Raw genomic sequence first — 20,318 nt, 5'->3', positions numbered from 1 at the left:
CCTTATGCAAGGCGTGAGTGAGTCGCAGTAGCGCTATATTTTAACGCGCCGAGGTCGCTTTATGGATTAAGCGCCCAGCGTGCCCTCCAGATATGCCTTCGCGGCCACACGGCGGGCGATCTTGTTGGCGGAGGAACGCGGCAGGGTGCCCGGTGCAATGATGCGCACATCGGAAGGCTGCACACCGTGGGTAGCGGTGACGGCCGCGCGCATGGCCTCGATTGCCTCCGCGTCCCCGTCCTCGCTGGCGTCCGGATCGCGCTCGGCGACGATGATGAGACCTTCGACGAACTCGCCGTCGACGGCACCGCTTGCGGAACCACCGGCCTCCACTGCGAAGGCGGCGATGACGGCCGGGGCGGTCTGCTCGGTGGCCTCGTCGGCGGTGGCCTCAATGTCCTGCGGGTAGTGGTTACGGCCGGCGACGATGATGAGGTCCTTCAGGCGTCCGGTGATGAACAGGTGACCATCCACGATGACCGCCAGGTCACCGGTGCGCATCCAGTTGTCCTCCGGAGCGTCGCCCGCGCGGCTATCGGAATCCAGGCGGTTGGCGGTCGGCAGGGAGTTGCGGAACGTCTCCTGGGTCTCCTCTGGACGGTTCAGGTAGCCCGCGGCCATGTTGTCGCCGTGGACCCAGATCTCGCCGACGTTTCCATCCGTCAGCTCCTTGCCGGTCTCCGGATCGACGATCGCAATGGTCTGCGGGGCACACACTTGGCCCAGGGATACCAGGGAGAGACTGTCTGCGTCATCCGCGCTGCCCTCCACGACGGTGCCTTCGGAGAGCTCCTCGCGCTTGAACCACTTCGTCAGGGGACGCTCGTCAGTCTGCGGAGTGGTGACCAGCAGCGTGGCCTCGGCCAAGCCGTAGGACGGACGCATGGCCTCCTTCTTAAAGCCATAGGGGCCGAAGGTATCCAGGAACTTCTGCACAGAGCTGTGGTGCACCGGCTCGGAACCGTTGATGATGCCGTCGATTGCGGACAGATCCACGTCGGCCAGCTCCGCGACCTTTGCCGGGTCGGCGTAGCGAACGGCCAGCTCCAGGGCGAAGTTCGGCACGACGGTGTAGACGTTCTCTTCCTCGCTCTGGCGGTTCAGCTGGCGAACCCAGCGGGCCGGGTCCTGGATGAAATCACGCGGGGACATCAGGTCGAAGGGCAGGCCCAGGATGATCACGAAGGCGGACAGGATCACGCCCATATCGTGGTGTAGCGGCAGCCAGGTGCTCAGGCGCAGCGGAGTCTGCAGGCTCGCTGCCTTGAAGATCTGCAGCACGTTGGTGACGATTGACTTGTGGGTAAGCACCACGCCCGCCGGGGTACGCGTGGAGCCGGAGGTGTACTGCAGGAACGCCTCCTCGCTGGACTTCGGCGCCAGCGATGGATCCGCCATGATGGCGGCCATGGGGTTCTGCCAGTCGTCGGCTAGCGCATCCGGCAGCGCATCCACCGTCAGCACGCGGGGGCGCTCGGTGGTGGGCGTGGAGGCGAAGTGCTTGCGCACGGCCGTGGCGGAGCGCTTATTCGTCAGCACCACCGTCGGCTCGGAGGAACCCAGCACGGCAGTCAGGTGGCCGGTGTGGCCCGGCTCGTTCGGGTCATACAGCGGCACGGGCACCATGCGGGCATACATCGCACCCAGGAAGGCGTACATGTACTCCGGGGAGTTATTAGCCAGGATGGCCACGCGGTCGCCGGGCTTGGCGACCTGCTGCAGACGGACACACACGGCCTTGATGCGGGTGTTCACCTGCGCGCGGGTGATCTCGTGCACCGTGCCCTCGCGGGACTCGGCGAAGTCCCAGTAGCGGATCAGCACATTATCTACCGTGCCCTCCATCTGCGCCATGGTGTAAAGCATCTCGCACATGCCGGAAAGGGTGAGCTGATCGGGGACGTTGATGTCGCCCTGCTCGTCGTAAAACTGGCCCATTGCTGCAGTGATGTCCACGCGGGTCTCCTCTACTTATCCACTCGGTTCAAACGGTATCGGGTTAGCTACCTAGCTCCAACGCCATAGCCCTAACGCCATAAACATTTAGTTTCACTTGTGAAACACATCGTACCGGGCACCGCTCCTGTTACCCGGCAATTTCGCATTCCCGTGTGCCGTGTGCCCCCACAGCTCCGGCACATCGGCACGCATGGGCCCGCCGAAACGGCGAGCGGCTACTGCACGCGCTCGTTAATCAGATCCCGCGCCCATCCAACGATGTATTCCGGAACGGTCTGGCCCTCCACGACCTTCCCGTTTGTCGCATACTCCGCATGCACAGCGTTGGCGGCCACTAGGTCCTTGGCTCGCACAAGAGCGTTGCCCAGATCCGCTGGGGCGTCACAAATAAGATCCGCAGGGGCGCAGTAGTTATTCACCCGATCGTTCAGTTCACCGAACCCATCCGGGCGCGGGCCGCGCATCGTAGCGCCCGGCACGATCGTCTGAATCAGCCCGCTCACCGGGTTCAGCGCAATCTCCGCACCAATGCCGCGTATGCCCTGCGCGCCAACTAGTTTGCCTTTATCCAGCTCCTGCCTACCGTCGGCGATCAGCGACACTCCCAGCACCCGATCGGCAGGCACGGGGCCGCGCCCATTGCCGATCTCTCCTGCCAGGTCACCAGTTATCACCGCGCCCTGGCTAAAGCCGGTCAGGATGAAGGACGTTGCCGGACACTTCTCGTGCATCACCCGCAGCTCCTCCTTCATCCGCTCGAAGCCCTGGTTACGGGAGTCGTCATAACTCATCTCGTGCTGTGCGTTCATGTTGCGGAACTGTGCGGTGTACGGCAGGGTCCACACCTTCACCTTGTCCGGAGAAAACTCATCGGCCAGCGGGCGGGTGACGTTCAGCATCAGCGAGTGAGGGTTGGCGTGCGGTGCCAGCGGATCGTCGTCGGCCTTGGATTCCCACGTGCCCGGTGCGGCCAGCACCTCTACGTCCACGCACCCAGGCGGGTTCTGTGCCTCCGGGGCGGGCGGAGAGGCGGGCTTGTCCGGCCCCGGGACATCAACACCGTCGCCGGTGAGCAGCCAATTGCCCACGCCCACCACAATGAGTGCGAGCAGGACCAGCACTGCCAGGATGGTCAAAACTTTCTTCATAGCTTCTTTCTAGACCTTCCTCTAGGGGTTCTAGAGCTTCTAAAACAAAACCAGGCTGCCCTCGCCACCTATGGCGGACAACCTGGTTATGGGAAACGAGTGACCACTAACAATACGCGGATTTCGCGGCCTTGCGAATAGCGTCCTCGGCCTTCTTCGGATCGCCGTCGATCACGCCGTTGGCCTCCAGCTGTCCCGCAGCCAGCGGGGTGTACACATCGGCCTGTCCGCCACCCTCGGCGGCGCAGTGGGCGTGACCAGCCGCGATGAGCTGATCTTCCAGGCCACCGATCTCCGCTGCGTCGTTGGCCTTCGCCAGGTCGATGCCGCTATCCTTCAGGCGCTTCAGGAAATCCTTGTCCTCATCGCTGCGCTGCGCACCGGATGGAATGTCGTCGACCTCGCCCACGGCGCCATCCTGTGCCGGGGCGCCGCCACGGTCACCGGCGGGTTCTGGGGCGTCATTACCTTCCGAAGAACCAGATTCGCCGTCCTCGTCGCCCTTAGCGTCCTTGCCGTCCTTGTCGTCGTCGCCGTCGGACTTTTCGGTCTCGGTCGCGGACTCCGTCACTGAAGGTACCGTCGTGGACTCCGCCGAATTGTCGACCGTCTCATCGCCGCCGCACGCCGTCAGCGTGGCCAGCGACAGTAGCGCCGCACACGCGGCACCAGCGGCCACACGAAACTGCCTATTCTTTGTGACGCCCACAGTTAGAGCACCTCAACGCGTCCGTTGACCTCGCGGATCTCGCCGTGCTGGAACTTGATCCGAGTTCCGCCCTCCGGGATGTCCTCGTGGTCGCTGATCGGGTAGCCGAGCTTGCCCTGCTCCCAGCCACGCTTACCCCACTCGTCGAACACGTTTCCGTAGTAGATCACGTGCGCACCAGTGGACGGGGACCAGTAGATGTTGCCGTGCTCGAACTCGGAGAAGCGGCCACCCTTGATTTTCAGCTCGCCGCTCTTCGGGTTGCCCAGCTTAGAGGTCACGCCACCCAACTGCAGGTACTTCTCGGCGATCTTGCCCTGGACGTAGTGGGTCTTGTTGTCCTTGTCGCGGACAATCACGCCGTTCTGGTACTTCTGCATGTAGCTATCGCCGACCTTCTCCAGCTCGGAGATCGGGTAGCCCAGCGGGCCGTTCTCCCAGCCGGTCTTGCCCCACTCATCCATGAAGTCCTTCGGCACAGCGTGGGCGCCGGTCTCGTGGGTCCAGTAGATCGCGCCGTTCTCGAAGGTGGTATAGCGGCCGCGACCGTTGGAGATGACGTTCTCCTCGGAGGTCGGGTAGCCCAACCAGGAGTCCGGACCGTTCATGGAGGCGTAGTGGGCGCCGATGCGGCCCCATACGAAGTGGGCGCCGGTCTTCGGGGACCAGTAGGCACGGCCGCCGCGGAAGTCCTGAACCTTGCCGCCGTCCTTGGCGTCGTACTCGTTGGAGATGCAGGCGCCCAGGGTCTCCGGGGCGTTCTTCATATTCTCCGCGATGGCACCGCCAATCTTGCACTTCGCGCCGCGGTCAGCTTCCGGGATGCCCAGAGCGTCCGCAATGTGCGGCCATGCCTGGATCATCTCGTACTGCCAGTACGGCCAGTCGTGGGTACCGGACGGGCGGAAGGCCGTGATCGGCTTCACGCCGGCCTTCTTTGCGTACTTGACGAAAGTCTCGGTGGTCATGCGGGACATGACCTCCAGGCCGAAGCCGGCCATGTTGTCGGGCATGCCCGGGATGGTGCCCGGCTTGTCGAATTTTCCGGCGTTGCCGTTACCCGCGGAAACGTAGACGGTCATGTCCTTCAGCGCATCCACACCCAGCTTCGGGTCGTGGTCGATCCAGTCCTGAGAGCCGAACTCGCCCCACATCTTCTTCGCGTCGTAACCATTACCGTCGTTGGTGGCGTAGGCGATGGCTTCCGGCATGCCGTAGGAGGTCGTGTCCAGGTAGCCAGAGAAGGATCCGGCGAACTTCCACATGTCCGGGAAGCGCTCGGCCAGGTTCATTGCGGCGGTGCCGCCCATGGACAGGCCGGTGATCGCGCGATCTTCGTTGGCGCGCCAGCCCTCGCGCAGCACGGAAGGCAGCTCCTTAGTCAGGAAGGTCTCCCACTTGTAGTGCTTGCCGTTTTCCGGCTGCTGCCAGTCCGTGTAGAAGGAAGACTCGCCGCCGACGGGCAGAATCACGTTGACGTTGCGGTCGGCGTACTGGTTGGCGATGTTGGTGGACAGGGTCCAGCCGGACTCGTCCTCGCGGGCGCGCAGACCATCCAGGGCCCATACGGTCGGGAACTTGCGGTCGGGCTGGGAGTACCAGTCACGGGCCAGCAGGATTTGCACCTTGATGGGCTTGTCCGGCATGGCGGCGGAGTTGATGAAGACGTTGGCCCAGCGCTCGGTGATCCACTCAACGCGGTCCACGCTCACGCCCTCCGGCAGGCCTTCCAGGTGCTGCTCGGTGACCTGGCGCGGGGTGCGCTTCGGAATGCTGTCCGGGTCCAGATAGCTGGTGCCAGAACCCGGGCCCATGGAGCCGCCGAGGGAGCTCTGCGCGGTGGCAGCCGGCATCATTGGCATTGCCAGCGCAACGGAAAGCGGCAGGGCCAGGATTGCCGAGCCCATACGACGGGGGCTGCGGGCGGAGCGAGTGCGACGGGAGAGGTTCGCTGCAAGGCGCATAGTCTTCATTCTTTCTGTTGCTTTTTGGTTGTTGTAGTAGCTTTGGTGGCTTTAGCTGCTGTGGTCTGATTGGCTCGAAGCAGGTTCCCCTCCTGCTTCGAACACCACCGGGCGCTTCATTAGGCCATTCTGTATTCACGTTTGCGTCTATCACGACCTGGATTCTCTATAGCTTCTCGAGCTTTTATCGCAGGTGCGCTTCTAGCACGTGAGCAATTATGGCAAGCAAAAGCGCTTTCACATGGACAACACGCGGAGCATTTAAAGTTTTACTTGAGGGTTAGCCTACCGTGTTACCAGTGTCGCTTATGTGACGCTTGATGTTCTTTCTTATTGACGCCCCCCTACACCTCATTCGCCATTAAGCCTCAATCCCCCCCCTCACGCGCAGCGTCAACCCTCAGGCAAGCAAAAAGCCACCGCCCCAGGCAGTACCTAGGGCAGTGGCTTTAAGAGTTTAGGAAATCGCTAGAGCGACCTAAGTTTAGGCACCCAGCGCACGCAGAATGTGCGGACGAGCCTTATTCAGCTCCGCATCCCAGTACGGCCATGCGTGCAGGCCGTTGATCGGGTAGCTCACAACCGGGCGAGCGCCAGCTGCGCGGGCGGCCATCTCGAACTTTGCGGTGGAAGTACGCGCCATCCACTCCAGGCCGATGCCAGCAGCAACACCCCGCGGGTTATCCAGGAACTTCTCGCCACGAGACGGCACACCACCGGAAGCGGCCAGGTACAGCGGCATACCGCGGAAGCGGCCGGCCTGAACAGTCGGGTCATTGCGGAAGCGGCGCGGGTCGACCGGGCTGCCCCACATATCCCAGAGGTTCGCACCCTTGTCAGCGTCGGACATCGCGTACTGGATTCCGGCGTACATGCCTGGCCAGGTCGGGTTCAGGTAACCGGACAGGGAGGTTGCCTGCTTGAACTGGTTGCGGTGCCATGCAGCCAGGTTCATTGCGGCAGTGCCACCCATGGAAAGACCAACGATGGAGTTGCGGGTCGGGCTCACGCCGAAGTTGCGCTGCAGGTAGCCCGGCAGCTCGCGGGTCAAGAAGGTCTCCCAACGCGGCTTCTTCGGGCCACCCTTACCGCCGTACGGGCCCATCCAGTCCGTGTAGAACTGAGCCTGGCCACCGACCGGCATGACCAGAGTCACGTCGTCGTTAACAAACTTCTTTACAGCGTTGCCCGACCAAACCCAAGCGTTCCAGTCCTGGCGCGCCCGCAGGCCATCCAGCATGTAGACGCCAGCGTTACCACCACGGGAAGATGGCTTGATCTGCACCTGGATCTTCTGACCCATCGCCGGGGAGTAGACCCAGCAGTTCTGCAGGTAGTACTTGTGCTTGCTCCAGTAGCAGCCTGGGCGCAGGTGCCCGCGGTTGTCAGCAGCAGCGGTGGGTGCAGTGACAACAGCCATGCCCAGTGCAGTGGCGACTGCAACTAGGAAAGCGGTGAGCTTGGAGCCCAGACCCTTGGTCTTCTTAGTCGTGTTCATGTAGTCCTAAATGTCTTGAAACGTTCTGACGAGAGACGCGCCGAAGGCTCGTCTCGAAACACAGGATGCGTATACGTTACCAAATCTTTACGATTGCACTCAACGTAATGATCGAATCTCTTCCCCAAAACGCTACACCCCTAGAAGCTTCTCAGCATATCCTTAGATCCACCTAATCACCCGCTCCCCTCGCTTCACTCGCACCACTGCAACCCCACCACTCGCAATCTGGAAACCCAGCCCACCCCCGAAAGTGCAGAACGCCGACTCCCCAACAAAGGAGAAGTCGGCGTCACAAAGAAAGAACAGAGAGTTAAACCTAGAACAGCGGCACGATGTAAACCGCCATCGCCACACAAAACAGCCAGGCCAGAGCCAGCAGCTGCAGGGTACGATCCTCGAGGGCGATCTCGTCGGGTGCGCCGCCCTCACCACGGTCGACGTCCGCGGCATAACGCAGGATCGCGATGGTAAACGGCACCATCGAGACCTGGTACCACACGGCGGCCACACCGGACTCGACCGTCTGCGCCAGGCCAAAGCCCCACAGTGCGTAGCTCAACACCACAGCAGTGGCGGCCAGGGTCCAGACAAAGCGCAGGTAGGTCGGGGTGTAGCTCTCCAGGGACTTGCGGATCTTCGCACCTGAACGCAGCGAAAGCTTCAGCTCCGCGTAGCGCTTACCCGCCGCCATGAACAGCGAGCCGAACGCCGCGACCAGCAGGAACCACTGGGAAAGCAGGATCGAAGCGGCCACACCGCCGGCCATCGCGCGCAGCATAAAACCGGAGCTCACCAGCGCAATGTCGATAACCGGCTGGTGCTTCCATCCGAAACAGTAGCCCAGCTGCAGTGCGATATACACAGCCACGACGATCGCCAGGTTCGTGCCCGACGAGGCCAACAGTGAACCACCGATCGCCGCGATGATCAGCACCACCGACATCGCATACGCCAACCCCACCGGCAGCACGCCCGCCGCGATCGGGCGGAAGCGCTTGGTCGGGTGCGCGCGGTCGGCCTCCACGTCGCGGGCATCGTTGATCAGGTAGATCGAGCTGGCCGCCAGGCAGAAGGCAACGAATGCGATCAGCACGTCCAACAGCACCCGGCTGTGGAAGAGCAATTCTCCACCAGCCGCCGCAGGAGCCGCGATGACCAGCACGTTCTTGACCCACTGCTTCGGACGCAGCGCCTTGATCATCGCCTCCGGCAGGTTGCGCGGCGGGCGCAGCTTCTTCGTTTCGGTGGCGGTGCTGGTCGCCTGGTTGGGATCTTCCAGCCCGGACGTGTGCGGCTCCGTGCCGATCAACGGCTCCGGCCGGCCGTTGCTAGGCTGTTCGCTCACTGACTCTTCTCCTCACTGTTTTTCTTTGTGACGCCCCCACGTCCCCCATCGACAACCCCGCGCACGGCGATGGCCGTAGCAGCGCCGATGCAGCTTCCGAGGGCGACGTCAGAGGGATAGTGTACGCCCAACACCATGCGCGACAGCGCCATCGCCGGGATACCCACGAGCGGCAACGCTCCGGTGCGGTTGTTCGCCGACTGAGTAAAAGCCACAAGCGCGGCGGTGGAGCTGGTTGCATGCGAAGACGGGAAGCTGAGCTTCGAGGGAGTACCCACGCCGATCTTAATGCGCGGATCGTGCGGGCGCGGGCGGCGAATGATGCGCTTGAGCACCACGCTGGCGGCGTGCGCCAAGAAGGCGCTGACCCCCACGGTCAGCCATCCGCGGCGTTCCGGCCCATCGGCGGGCTTGCCTTGCGCGGCGGCCAGGCCGTAGCCCAGGGCGGCGGAGCCCATCCAGCCGAGGGCGTGCTCGCCGAAGTGGCTCATGCCCCTGGCGGTGGGCAGCACTCCCGGCTTGCCGGTCAGCTGCTTTTGCAGCGCGACCAGCAGGTCGGACTCGCCCAGCGGATCGCCGCTTATGCGTGTGGAGCTCATTGTTTCTGCGTTGTCCTTAACTTCAGTCTGGCTTTTCAGTCTGGCTCGGGTTCGGTCTGGGGCGTGGTCTTGGTCGAGATATGAGGCGTTAGTTTTCAGCCGCGCGCTCGGGCTCGAAGATCTGCGCCCAGCCTTCCCGGCTGGTCAGGTACGGGTGAGCGGCCCGGTAAGCATCGCGGAGCTCGCCGAAACGGTCCGCGACCTGCTTCTGCAGGCGCATGGACTCCTGTGCCAACGCGAGCATTTGGCCGCGGTCGCGCTTGCGGTACACCACCCCCTTGCCATCAGCGGTGGTCACGGTCGCCCCGTCCACGCGGGAAAGGCTGAACCATCGAGCCTCGATGGGCGGGAGGTTTACCTGCGGTGCGTGGTGGTGGCGGGCGTCGGCGGGCTTAGCGTTGTTCAGCAGGCCCTTGGCGAGCGTGACAATCTTGGCCTTCTTGCTCAGCGGAATGCGTGTGAGGTCGGCCGGTCCGCCCGTCGCGGCGGGCAGGTCGGTGGCCGACGGGATAACGACCGCATCGGAGTAGTTCTTACGCAGCTTCGCAATGCGCGGCAGAGAAGTCTCCAGGATGTCGAACAGCTGATCCGGACCAGCCAGGAAGTCCTTCATCGCCTCGTTCTGGATTGCGACGGTGGAGTACTCGAGGCACAGCAGGTGCTTGGCGGTGGCCTTCGCCATCGAGGCAACGATGCCACGCGGGCTTCCATCGTGCTGGATCGCAGCGACAATCAGGCGGTTTCGCAGGTGGAAGTATGCCTGCCAGTCGATGGCATCGTCCTTATCGGACCAGGCCATGTGCCAGATCGCGATACCCGGCCAGGAGGCGGTCGGGAAGCCAGCATCTTTCGCGCGCAGGCCGAACTCGCCATCATCCCACTTGATGAACAGCGGGAGAGGCTGACCAATGGTTTTCGCGACAACGCGCGGGATCATGCACATCCACCAGCCGTTGTAGTCAACGTCGATGCGGCGGTGCAGATCCTTGGAGTTCTCCGAACTGTTCGGGGTGCCGTAGCCCTTGCTCACCACGTCCCGGGCCACCGGCGCGATGGGCTGGCCTGCCGCGTTGTGGGCCGCACCATCGCCCAGGTCGCGTAGCGGGTGCTGGTAAAAGTCGTGGTCGTAGTGGGTGTGGGGTGCGGCGGTCCACATGAAGGAGCCACGGTCGATGACCTCACCCATGGTGTGCAGGTGGCTGCGCTCCTGCAGGTTCAGCATCTGGCCGCCGATCAGCATCGGGGACTTCGCGTAGCGAGCAGCCGCCAGGGCGCGCAGCACGCTATCGGGCTCGATGGCGATGTCGTCGTCCATGTACAGGATGTACGGGCTGGTGGTGCCTCGCTCCTCGTGGAGAGCCTCGTACATGATGCGGGAGTAGCCGCCGGATCCGCCCAAATTGCCCTGTTGCACGATGTGCAGACGGTCGCCGAAGTGCTCCGCAACCTCGTCAAAGTCCGGTTCGTCGGCGGGGTGCTTGTCGCCCTGGTCGGGCATGATGATGGCCTCGATGCGGCCATCGACCTCGGGGTCGGAAGCGAGTGCGTGGAGTGCTGCGACCGCGTCGGCCGGACGGTTGAACGTTGGGATGCCGATGGTGACGCTCGGCTCAGCGACCGGCAGCGTCTCGCCTTCGAAGGTCTGCTCGCCGGCATCGACGGTGGCGTACCAGCCCGCGGAGTGCAGGCGGGTTTCCTTCTCGCAGGTCAGGTCGAACCAGATCCAGCCGCCGTCCTCGAAAGGAGCCAGGGAGATGGTGAACTCGGCGATTCCGTGGCCGCTTTCGTCGGTTTCGATCTGGGCGCCCTCGATGCCAATGCGGGAGCCGTCGTACTTGGAGCGGTATAGGTCTACGCGAGCCTCACCAGTGATTTCGATGCGCAGCTTGACCTCGTCCAGCTGGGACCAGCGGCGCCAGTAGGAGGCGGGGAAGGCGTTGAAGTAAGTCTCGAAGGACGTCTCGCTGCCCGCTGGCAGGATCGCTTCGGTACGGGAGACGGCGTTAACGCGGCCGGGGGTGGTGGCCTCGTTCTCTACGAAGTACAGGGAACGCACGTTGCGTGGTTCGCCACGCTTCGGCAGCAAGATGCGCGCCAAGCGGGTGGCATCGAACTCATCGTTGGTATTGGCTTTCACTGGCTGAGCGTTCATTTGCTGAACACAGACCTCCGCATAGGCAATAAAGACATTGGAATATATCCGATTATCCATGAAAGCCCGTCACAAGAGCTTGTGCGACACAGCCCCAGTTCAGCCCAAGTTGGACTCTTAGCCGAGAAGCGCACGCTTAGCAGCTGATAACTTCACACCTAACATAACACTGTGTGATGTTAAGTGGGAAGCTAGGTGTTATGCTGTCGCCGCACCCTCCTCTAGCTGCAGATTTCCACTCTTTTCCACTATCTACCAGGGTTCTTCCGATCTTCGAGCATTCGATAACGCTGCTTCGGGCTCCTCGCAGGTTCCGTTCGCTCTACCAAACCTTCACCAATCAGAGCATTGACTGCTTTTTGAACAGCTGTCCGGCTCAACTGGGTTTTCCCTACAATTTCGCTAGTCGAAGAAGAGGACCCCTCTTTTAGAATTGCCAGAACATGGTCCCGCGCCGTTGTATACCTCTCCTGGGTAGCAACCCGCCGACGGTGGAATATTATTGTGAAACTATCAAGCCGATTAATGTACTCAGGTTTTGGCATAAGAGCGTCTTCCAAGGACTGATTAATCGTTGCGATACCCGTACCACGATTCTCCGCCACGCGCCCCGCCTGATTCCCTTCACCCGGCAGGGAAACTTCCTCCAAGAAACTTGAAATCCGTTGGTTACGAGTGGAGCTAACCCCGGGTTCCCCCAAATGACGAACCGTTACACCACCATATAGGCCACCTGAACTTGTAATCTCTAGCCGATCTATAAACATATTGATCTGCACCTGACTCCCTTGAGCTGATGGCGAGTAATCTCGGTGCATCAGCGCGTTCACTAAAGCCTCACGTACGGCAATTGGCGGATAGTCGGGAAGATCGGTCCGAAACTTTTCACTAATCATGGCCCCAGTGCGCATATTCCGCTTGACTATATCGACACCGGCGTCAACCAGTTCGGGGATAGTACCCGTCAGCCTTGCACTGTCGAGAAGCCTCAAACCAGTGGTTACGCTACCTTTACTTGTCCCTGGAAAGAGCGCAAATGTAACAGTCAAGCGTGGGAAGAACTCTTGAGGATACTCCCCCATGACCAACAAGGCAGCCAAGGTCGCACTCCCATCCTTGGTGATTCTGAGCCTTTTTAGCGCTACTTCACGACCTTCTTTGAAAGTCTTGGGGCGCTGCCGTTGCTGCACCTGCAGATATTCTCCGAGCACCTCTGGATCTAGATCCTCTACAGTGGCCTCGGGAACTGGCCTTTCGTCCCATTTTGGCTGGGTACGCTCTTCGAGAAGCTTGTCGATTTCGTAATTTGAAAGCTTGGTATCCCCCTCCCCCGTACGAATGTAGCTTCCTCCGTATCGGCCTTGATCCGTTACGTAGCAAGGTTTGTCGAAGGGGCTGAATTCCTCCAGTTCCGCCGCGACGATACGGCCGCCTTCAAAAGGAAGCACCGATATTTGCGGTCGTACTGGTGGCGTCACTTGCCTGCAGCGCGTCTCTAGCGCATCCTGCGCTTTGAGAGCATCGAATTTGTCTACTGGAACAAATCCAGCATCTTCGTCAAGCCCGACAATGATGAGACCGCCACCAGCATTAGCAAAGGCGCTCAGAGTTTCACGAATACTCTTGCCGACGTTGCCCTTAACTTCAACAGCTTGAGTGTCTGAACCTACCAGGCGTAGATTCGCGACGATTTCCTTCAAAGAACCTTCGTCCATGGTGGCTCCACCTAAATCAACTTCCCACTCATCTTCACACCTAACATAACACTGTGGGATGTTAAGTGGGAAGCTAGGTGTTATGCTTCTCTTCCCATTCAGTGCAAGAATGACAGACTCGCCGCAAGAAGCCTGCACTGTTTCACATTGGTGAAGCTGTGAACAGATCCTGCGGAGGCAGAATGACTTTGTTTCAGTCCTGCCCATAAGGGGGCGGCGTCAGATCCCGAGATTCCTGGGCTCCCCGCCAGGTAATAACCGCGCCGGCTGTCGCGATCAGGACGATGCCCATCACCATGGACCAGGTGAGCTGGTCTCCGGAAAAAGCCCAGCCCAGGATTGCTCCGATCACAGGATCCAGCGCGAAGAGCGTGCCGACAACCGCCGCCGAGACAATTCCAGCAGCGATCGTATCCACTACATAGGGAACAACGGCGCCGATAAAACCAGAGATGACGATGATGCCCCACATCGAGCCGTCAACATGCGGCACCGCCGGGACAGAGAACGGTGCGAGCACTATCGCGGCGACGACCACAGACAGCGCCAGATCCGGCATGCCACCACCCTCGGTCTTGCCGACACGGGCGGCAAACAGCGTGTAGGCGCCGAAGAAAATCGCGCCGACCGCGCCGAATCCAATACCGACGATATCCAGGCCATTGGAAGGCTGCGCGATCAGAGTAACGCCGACGAAAGCGGCAATAGCCCACAGGCGGGAGCGCCAGATGGTCAGTCCTAGAAAAGACACGACGCAAGGGCCAAGGAAGTCAATAGTGAAGGCAACCCCCTGGGGCAGGCGGGCGATGGCTGCATAAACCATCATGTTCATCATGCCAATGGCGATGCCGTAAACGACGATGTTGAGGGCGCGGGCGCGTGTCATGCCAGACAGCTTCGGGCGGAAGACAACCACCATGATGATGGCGGCGGCAGTCATGCGCAGGCCCGATACGCCCGACGCGCCGACCGTAGTAAGAATGTCCGTGACCAGTACCGCCGCAGCTTGGGTACCCAGTGACCCGACGAGAACTAACAGGATCGGTGCAACCGGCAAGGCGAGGAACTTGCTCACTCGCCGCGACGATGGCTCTTGCTGAGCTGCCTTTGTTTGGGTTTCCTCACGCGACACTCGTGCGATATTAGTGCAGCAAAGTACGGAGCCATCGTTCGAGCCAACAGGTCTAGTCACCGACGATTAGGCGCAAACCCTCACGAAGGTCTCCGACAATGCGATCTGCGTCCGCTACGGGGCCCGCAGATTATCAAGAGTTAAACCGTTGACGAGTGCTGTGATCAATCGCCCTTTAAGAGCAGCTTGATCCGTGCCATCAAGTGCCTTTGTGACAGCTCCTTGAAAATAGCGGAGAACTTGATCGTAGAGGTCGGCCATCCAATCACGTGTGGCCGATGCCGAGCCATACGTAACCCACATCGCGGAGTCTTCGGACCGTTCGCCCCCGAGAGGGAGAAGCTCAGCAAACCTCACTACATGCGCCTCCAACCTGTCGTCTGGCACTGACACTTCTTTCAGACGAGCGGTTTGCCGTTGAAAGGAGCGAATGAACACGTGAGCAAGCAGAATTTCCTTGTTTGGAGCGTGGTATTGCACAGATCCCGGGGCAAATCCGGACTCTTTAGCGACTTCGCGCACGGTGAAAACCCCCGCCCTGACGGCCTATCTATCTACAGTCGCAGCCGTTTACTTCCTCTTGGGCATAGCCATACTGCTCGGCTTCTCGGGTCTAAGCACCTTCGCCAAGCAATTCACACAGGCCAGCGTCTTCCCATGGATAACTCTGATACTCGGCGTCGCCCTTGCCGGCTTCGGAGTATTTGCACGCACCCCGCGAAAGTCGAATCCGGGAGAAATGCCAAAACAGCTACCGAACCCCCGAAACGGTGTGTCCGGAATGCTCGCTCTCGGACTCGGCGCGTCGCTCACTGAGGCTGCGACGATGCTCCCTCACATCGCCGCCATGGGCATTATCAGCAGCTGGGACGTATCGCCAGTCGCTAAGGCCTCAACCGTGGGAATCTACTGCCTAGTCATGGTTATTCCCGCATTCACTTTTGCAGCCTTTGCACTGGCATTCAAAGAAAAGGTTCTTCCTCTACTCGAACGTATTGCCCCTCGAATGGAATACGAGGCAAAAGTGACGTTACTGTGGGTCGCCGCGATTGTCGGAATCTACAAAGTAGTGAACAGCATTGGCATGCTGAATCTAGGAGCCTAATCGGCCCCACTTGCCGCCCATGGCCCCTACCTCACTAATCGCCCTAGTGCCCGCGCTCCTGCTCCAGCGGCTCGCCCGACTCAAAGAACGGCGCCAGCTTGTTGTCGTACATCGACAGCGCAGAACCGATGGCCATGTGCATGTCCAGGTACTGGTAAGTGCCCAGGCGTCCGCCGAATAGCACCTTGTTCTCCGCGGCCTCCGCCGCGGCCAGCTTGCGGTAGGCCTCCAGCTTCTCGCGGTCTTCCGGGGTGTTGATCGGGTAGTACGGTTCGTCGCCCTCCTCCGCGAAGCGGGAGAACTCCTTCATGATGACCGTCTTGTCCTTCGGGTACTTGTCGCCCCGTTCCGGGTGGAAGTGGCGGAACTCGTGGATGCGGGTGTACGGGAACTCGGCATCGTTGTAGTTCATCACCGGGGTGCCCTGGAAGTCGCCGGTGTTCAGCACCTCGGTCTCGAAGTCGAGGGTGCGCCAGCCCAGGTGGCCTTCGGCATAGTCGAAGTAGCGGTCCAGCGGGCCGGTGTAGACAACCGGCGCATCCGGGTTGGCCGCGCGAACCTCGTCGCGGATCTCGAACCAGTCGGTATCCAGGCGCACCTCGATCTTCTCATCGGCGGCCATGTTCTCCAGCCACGCAGTGTAGCCCTCCACCGGCAGGCCCTCGTAGGTGTCGTTGAAGTAGCGGTTGTTGAAGGTGTAGCGCACCGGCAGGCGGGAGATATTAGAGGCCGGCAGTTCCTTGGGGTCGGTCTGCCACTGCTTGGCGGTGTAGTCGCGCACGAAGGCTTCGTACAGCGGGCGGCCGATCAGGGCGATGCCTTTCTCCTCGAGGTTCTTGGCCTCTGCCGGGTCCAGCCCGTCGGTCTGGTCCTTAATCAGCTGGCGAGCCTCGTCCGGGCTGTAGTACTTGCCGAAGAACTGGTTGATCAGCCCCAGCCCCATCGGGAACTGGTAGGCGGTGCCCTTGTGCATTGCAAACACGCGGTGCTGGTAGTCGGTGAAGTCCGTGAACTGGTTGACGTAATCCCACACGCGCTTGTTGGAGGTGTGGAACAGGTGCGCACCGTACTTGTGAATCTCGATGCCCGTCTCCGGCTCGGCCTCGGAGTATGCGTTGCCGCCGATGTGGGAACGCTTCTCCACCACCAGCACATTCTTGCCGGCCTGGGTTGCCGCGCGCTCGGCCACGGTAAGGCCGAAGAAGCCGCTGCCGACAACGATGAGGTCGTAGTTCTGTCCGCTCTGTGTCTGCTCAGTCATGCCTGCCAGGTTACCGCGCTAACTCACTGTTTTTTGGTCATGACGCCACCTCGGTGTGCCGCCCGGTGCAGCGATTTCAAGCAAGCGGTTCTTTAAACCCAGCCCAGTCGGGCAGCTCCTCCACCCACTCCCCCAGCCAGCCTTCAGCGAAGCCGAGCATCCCGGTGTTCCACATCACCCAGAAGATGCCGCTGAAGACCACGGCGCAGCCGAGCAGAAAAAGCACGCCGATAAGGGTCTTCATACCGGGCCCTTGGCCCTTCCAAAAGTGCTCGAAGTCGTCGTATTTCCGCAGCCCCCAATCCAACAGTCGGTTGGGCCAGGCCATCTCGAAAGAGAGCACGCCGATGCCGAAGAACAGCAGGAACCAGCCTGGCCCGGGAGTGGGGATAATGAGGATGCCGCCGACCACCAGCAGCCACCCTATGAGCAGCGTCAGCGGGCCGACCAGGAATCCATAGCTGCGCTTCTTCAGCCCCTCGTGGCGCACCTGCAGCTGGGCTACCTTCCGACGTACGCTTTCGCTCAGCTTGGACATGGCTGCCTAAAACCACCGTTCGAGGACGGTGGCCACGCCGTCCTCGTCATTCGTCAGGGTGACCTCATCGGCGATTTCCTTCAGCGATTCCTCGGCATTGCCCATCGCCACGCCGTGCCCCGCCCAGGAAAGCATCTCCGTGTCATTCGGCATATCCCCAAAGGCGATGGTCTGCGCAGCCTCTACGCCGATCTGTGCGGCAATCCATTCCAGCGCGGAGCGCTTGGAGATCCCCGCTGCCGCCACCTCCACCAGCCCCCCTTCATAGCTGTAGGTGGCTTTCGCCTGGGTGGCGTCAATAAAAGGCCGCACCGCGGCAAAGAGCTCGGCCGAGGTTCGATTGGGATCCCGAACCAGCAACTTCACCACGGGTGTGGCGGCAAGCTCGGCGAGGGATTGAACCGCATGCTCGGTGGAATCCCAGGCGTGGTCGTAGCCGGGAGAGACGGAAAATAGCTCGTCGGCACGGTCGAAGGCGCTGGTCCCGGCACGCTCGACGGCGAAGCCCACCCCAGGGACGGACTCGCTGAGCTGCTCAATGAGCGCCCGGATGAGGTCGGGCTCGAGGGTCGCGGCGTGCACGATCTGATCCCGGTCGGCGTCATAAATAATTGCGCCGTTGGCGCAGGCGCAAACGGGCCGGACGGGCAGCTGCTCGAAGACGGGCATCAGCCAGCGCGGCGGGCGGCCGGTGGCGATGGTGAAGACGGTGCCTCGGCGCAGCATCGAATTCACCGCGCGGCGCATCCGCTGCGAGACCCGCTCCCTGCTGTTGAGCAGGGTGCCGTCAACGTCGCTGACCACCAGCAACGGGGAATCCTGCATCGCTCGGGCCTACTTTTTGCGCAGACGGTTAATGCGCTGTCGCAGCGGCACCAGGATCTTATTGATGCCCGTGGCCTGCTCGCGTTCGCGAGCCTCGGCGGCGGCGCGACGCTCGGCCTCGGCCTTCTCCTGGGCACGCTTTTCCTTACGGGCTGCGGCATCGGCGCGATCCTGGACGGTGGCTTCCTCCAGCGTCGGCGCGGTTCCGCCGAGGGCAGCCGGCACCCAGAATTCGCCCTTGGGCATGGAGCCGAAGCGCTCTTCCCAACGCTGGCGAGTCAGATCCATTTGCTCAACCATGGCCTGGTGCAGTCGCTCGGTGGTGGCCTGAGCATCCTCGGTGACCTCGACCGGCTTGCCGACGGTGATCACCAGCTGGGTCTCCTTCGGCCGCCAAATCGGCTTGCGGCCCTTCGTCCACACGCGCTGGGAACCCCAAATCGTCAAGGGGATCAGGGGCACGCCGGCCTGGTAGGCGATACGCGCGGCGCCCTGGCGGAACTCCTTGATCTCGAAGGATCGAGAGATCGTGGCCTCCGGGAAGATGCCCACCAGGTCGCCGGCCTTCAGCTGCTTGATGGCCTGATCCACCGAGGCTTGGCCGTCCGCACGGTCGACCGGGATGTGGTTATAAGAGCCCATGAGCGCGCCCACGCCCTTGACGTCGAAGATCTCCTTTTTCGCCATGAACCGCACCAGGCGGCCGCCGCGCACGTGCGCCGGGATGCCGCCGTAGGTGAAGTCCCAGTAGCCAGTGTGGTTAACGGCGATCATTGCCGGACCATCGGCGGGGATGTTTTCCGCGCCGTAGACCGCGCAATCTAGGTGCTGCATGTAGCGGAACCACAGCTTGGCGATGCCGATCGTCGGGAAGCCATAGGGGAACTCCTTGGCTTCCTTGTGGCCGGTGATCTTGGGCTGGTAGCCATCGGGGAAGCTGAAGCTATCGAGCAACGACATGGGTGGCGGTTACCTCTCCTGGGTCCTTGGAAACTGTGGCTCAACCAGCGCGCGGGGTCGCACACTGGGCCGAGTCGGCGTTTTAGGCGCCGGATTCGCTGAGCTATTTGCTGGGCTTCAGAATATCTTTACCTACGAAAGGACGCAGCGCCTTCGGCACAACCACGGAGCCGTCGGCCTGCTGGTGGTTCTCCAAAATAGCCACCAACCAGCGGGTTGTCGCCAGCGTGCCGTTCAGGGTAGCGGCGGTCTGCGCCTTGCCGTCAGCATCGCGGTAGCGAGTCTTCAGGCGGCGGCCCTGGAAAGTGGTGCAGTTAGAGGTACTGGTCAGCTCACGGTACGTCTGCTGGGTGGGAACCCACGCCTCCGTGTCGAACTTGCGGGCCGCCGAGGAGCCGAGGTCGCCACCGGCAACGTCGATCACGCGGTAAGGCACCTCGATGGCAGCCAGCATTTCGCGCTCCATGGCCAACAGCTCCTGGTGCAGCTCCGTGGCCTCCTCCGGCTTGCAGTAAACGAACATCTCCACCTTGTCGAACTGGTGGACGCGGATGATGCCGCGGGTGTCTTTGCCGTAGGAGCCAGCTTCGCGGCGGAAGCAAGAAGACCAGCCGGCGTAGCGCAGCGGGCCGTTGGAAAGGTCGATAATCTCCTCGGAGTGGTAACCGGCCAGCGCCACCTCGGAGGTGCCGACCAGGTACATGTCGTCTTCCTCCAGGTGGTAGATCTCATCGGCGTGGGCACCCAGGAAACCGGTGCCGGACATGATCTCGGGGCGCACCAGCACCGGCGGAATCATAAGCTTAAAGCCGTGCTCCACCGCCTTCTGAGCTGCCAGCTGCAGCATGCCCAGCTGCAGCAGCGCACCGTCGCCGGTGAGGAAGTAGAAGCGGGCGCCGGAGACCTTCGTGCCGCGCTTCATGTCGATCAGCCCCAGGGATTCGCCCAGCTCGAGGTGATCCTTCGGCTCAAAGTCGAACTGCGGCGGCTCGCCCACCACGTCGAGGGTGACGAAGTCCTCCTCGCCACCGGCCGGCGCGCCTTCCTCCACAATGTTGGAGATCTGCATCTGCAGGTCGTAGACGGCCTGCTCGGCGTTGGACTGTGCCTCTTCTAGCTTCTTGACTTCCTCAGCCTTCTGCTTGCCCTCCTCGCGCAGAGTCTGCTTCTCCTCGTCGGAGGCGGAGCGCATCTTCTGCCCCATCTCCTTGGAGAATGCCTTCTGTTCCGCACGGGCCGCGTCGGCGGCGCTGATGGCCTCGCGGCGCTGGGAATCGGCTTCCAGCAGCTGGTCGATCAGCGTCGGATCCTCCCCACGAGTGCGCTGGGATTCACGGGCTACATCGGGGTTATCGCGCAGAAACTTCAGATCAATCATGGTGCTTAGCTTAGCCGGTTCGCCCGC

Annotated in this window: 17 protein-coding genes; 1 reads left to right on the top strand and 16 read right to left on the bottom strand. The window is 61.6% G+C overall.

Going from position 1 to position 20,318, the window contains the following annotated elements:
* Positions 1-66: 66 nt before the first annotated feature.
* From MHX63_RS08515 to MHX63_RS10530, 11 genes are all read right to left on the bottom strand, one after another.
* Positions 67-1,956, bottom strand: a complete 1,890-nt coding sequence (locus MHX63_RS08515) for a FadD32-like long-chain-fatty-acid--AMP ligase (RefSeq protein WP_239388134.1) — start codon at positions 1,954-1,956, stop codon at positions 67-69.
* Between the two features lie 218 nt (positions 1,957-2,174).
* Positions 2,175-3,107 (bottom strand): cutinase family protein, encoded by a 933-nt coding sequence (locus MHX63_RS08510; protein WP_239388133.1) that lies wholly within the window; start codon positions 3,105-3,107, stop codon positions 2,175-2,177.
* Between the two features lie 106 nt (positions 3,108-3,213).
* Complete coding sequence (locus MHX63_RS08505; RefSeq protein WP_239388132.1) at positions 3,214-3,816, bottom strand: DUF732 domain-containing protein; 603 nt, start codon at positions 3,814-3,816, stop codon at positions 3,214-3,216.
* Between the two features lie 2 nt (positions 3,817-3,818).
* The gene (locus tag MHX63_RS08500; protein WP_239388131.1) at positions 3,819-5,780 is read right to left on the bottom strand and encodes an alpha/beta hydrolase-fold protein; all 1,962 of its coding nucleotides are present in this window, start codon (positions 5,778-5,780) and stop codon (positions 3,819-3,821) included.
* A 484-nt stretch (positions 5,781-6,264) separates the two neighbouring features.
* On the bottom strand, positions 6,265-7,278 hold the full coding sequence (locus tag MHX63_RS08495; protein ID WP_239388130.1) for an alpha/beta hydrolase family protein: 1,014 nt from the start codon (positions 7,276-7,278) through the stop codon (positions 6,265-6,267).
* A 319-nt stretch (positions 7,279-7,597) separates the two neighbouring features.
* A complete protein-coding gene (locus MHX63_RS08490; protein ID WP_239388129.1) occupies positions 7,598-8,626 on the bottom strand; it encodes a decaprenyl-phosphate phosphoribosyltransferase in 1,029 nt (342 codons plus the stop codon).
* On the bottom strand, positions 8,623-9,225 hold the full coding sequence (locus MHX63_RS08485) for a phosphatase PAP2 family protein (protein ID WP_239388128.1): 603 nt from the start codon (positions 9,223-9,225) through the stop codon (positions 8,623-8,625). Before MHX63_RS08485 ends, MHX63_RS08490 begins: the two co-directional genes overlap by 4 nt.
* Positions 9,226-9,313: 88 nt before the next feature.
* Positions 9,314-11,377, bottom strand: coding sequence for a glycosyltransferase (locus MHX63_RS08480; RefSeq protein WP_239388127.1), 2,064 nt, complete (start codon positions 11,375-11,377; stop codon positions 9,314-9,316).
* A 248-nt stretch (positions 11,378-11,625) separates the two neighbouring features.
* A complete protein-coding gene (locus tag MHX63_RS08475; RefSeq protein WP_239388126.1) occupies positions 11,626-13,092 on the bottom strand; it encodes an ATP-binding protein in 1,467 nt (488 codons plus the stop codon).
* Positions 13,093-13,285: 193 nt separating this feature from the next.
* On the bottom strand, positions 13,286-14,167 hold the full coding sequence (locus MHX63_RS08470) for an EamA family transporter (RefSeq protein WP_239388125.1): 882 nt from the start codon (positions 14,165-14,167) through the stop codon (positions 13,286-13,288).
* A gap of 171 nt (positions 14,168-14,338) precedes the next feature.
* On the bottom strand, positions 14,339-14,581 hold the full coding sequence (locus MHX63_RS10530) for a TetR family transcriptional regulator C-terminal domain-containing protein (protein WP_370644182.1): 243 nt from the start codon (positions 14,579-14,581) through the stop codon (positions 14,339-14,341).
* Positions 14,582-14,747: 166 nt separating this feature from the next.
* Here MHX63_RS10530 and MHX63_RS08465 point away from each other — a divergent pair, with 166 nt between their 5' ends.
* Complete coding sequence (locus MHX63_RS08465) at positions 14,748-15,329, top strand: GAP family protein (RefSeq protein ID WP_239388124.1); 582 nt, start codon at positions 14,748-14,750, stop codon at positions 15,327-15,329.
* A 43-nt stretch (positions 15,330-15,372) separates the two neighbouring features.
* Here MHX63_RS08465 and glf read toward each other — a convergent pair whose 3' ends face one another.
* The 5 genes from glf to serS all read right to left on the bottom strand — a co-directional run bounded on the left by glf (position 15,373) and on the right by serS (position 20,291).
* Entirely contained in the window at positions 15,373-16,590 is a 1,218-nt protein-coding gene (glf, locus tag MHX63_RS08460; protein ID WP_239388123.1) for a UDP-galactopyranose mutase, read from the bottom strand.
* 76 nt (positions 16,591-16,666) lie between these two features.
* Complete coding sequence (locus tag MHX63_RS08455; RefSeq protein ID WP_239388122.1) at positions 16,667-17,128, bottom strand: TIGR02611 family protein; 462 nt, start codon at positions 17,126-17,128, stop codon at positions 16,667-16,669.
* A 6-nt stretch (positions 17,129-17,134) separates the two neighbouring features.
* Entirely contained in the window at positions 17,135-17,953 is an 819-nt protein-coding gene (locus MHX63_RS08450; RefSeq protein WP_239388121.1) for an HAD family hydrolase, read from the bottom strand.
* 9 nt (positions 17,954-17,962) lie between these two features.
* Complete coding sequence (locus MHX63_RS08445) at positions 17,963-18,913, bottom strand: 1-acyl-sn-glycerol-3-phosphate acyltransferase (RefSeq protein ID WP_239388120.1); 951 nt, start codon at positions 18,911-18,913, stop codon at positions 17,963-17,965.
* A gap of 103 nt (positions 18,914-19,016) precedes the next feature.
* Positions 19,017-20,291, bottom strand: coding sequence for a serine--tRNA ligase (gene serS / locus MHX63_RS08440; RefSeq protein WP_239388119.1), 1,275 nt, complete (start codon positions 20,289-20,291; stop codon positions 19,017-19,019).
* Positions 20,292-20,318 lie beyond the last annotated feature (27 nt).

Source organism: Corynebacterium sp. ACRQK, assembly GCF_022345965.1.
GTDB lineage: Bacteria > Actinomycetota > Actinomycetes > Mycobacteriales > Mycobacteriaceae > Corynebacterium.
This window is presented reverse-complemented; position numbering and strand designations above follow the sequence as displayed.

Excerpts from the sequence above, each read along its gene's own strand:
- MHX63_RS08510 (WP_239388133.1), bottom strand. The coding sequence starts at position 3,107 with ATGAAGAAAGTTTTGACCATCCTGGCAGTGCTGGTCCTGCTCGCACTC.
- MHX63_RS08500 (WP_239388131.1), bottom strand. The coding sequence starts at position 5,780 with ATGCGCCTTGCAGCGAACCTCTCCCGTCGCACTCGCTCCGCCCGCAGC.
- MHX63_RS08495 (WP_239388130.1), bottom strand. The coding sequence starts at position 7,278 with ATGAACACGACTAAGAAGACCAAGGGTCTGGGCTCCAAGCTCACCGCT.
- MHX63_RS08485 (WP_239388128.1), bottom strand. The coding sequence starts at position 9,225 with ATGAGCTCCACACGCATAAGCGGCGATCCGCTGGGCGAGTCCGACCTG.
- MHX63_RS08480 (WP_239388127.1), bottom strand. The coding sequence starts at position 11,377 with ATGAACGCTCAGCCAGTGAAAGCCAATACCAACGATGAGTTCGATGCC.
- MHX63_RS08475 (WP_239388126.1), bottom strand. The coding sequence starts at position 13,092 with ATGGACGAAGGTTCTTTGAAGGAAATCGTCGCGAATCTACGCCTGGTA.
- glf (WP_239388123.1), bottom strand. The coding sequence starts at position 16,590 with ATGACTGAGCAGACACAGAGCGGACAGAACTACGACCTCATCGTTGTC.
- MHX63_RS08455 (WP_239388122.1), bottom strand. The coding sequence starts at position 17,128 with ATGTCCAAGCTGAGCGAAAGCGTACGTCGGAAGGTAGCCCAGCTGCAG.
- MHX63_RS08450 (WP_239388121.1), bottom strand. The coding sequence starts at position 17,953 with ATGCAGGATTCCCCGTTGCTGGTGGTCAGCGACGTTGACGGCACCCTG.
- MHX63_RS08445 (WP_239388120.1), bottom strand. The coding sequence starts at position 18,913 with ATGTCGTTGCTCGATAGCTTCAGCTTCCCCGATGGCTACCAGCCCAAG.
- serS (WP_239388119.1), bottom strand. The coding sequence starts at position 20,291 with ATGATTGATCTGAAGTTTCTGCGCGATAACCCCGATGTAGCCCGTGAA.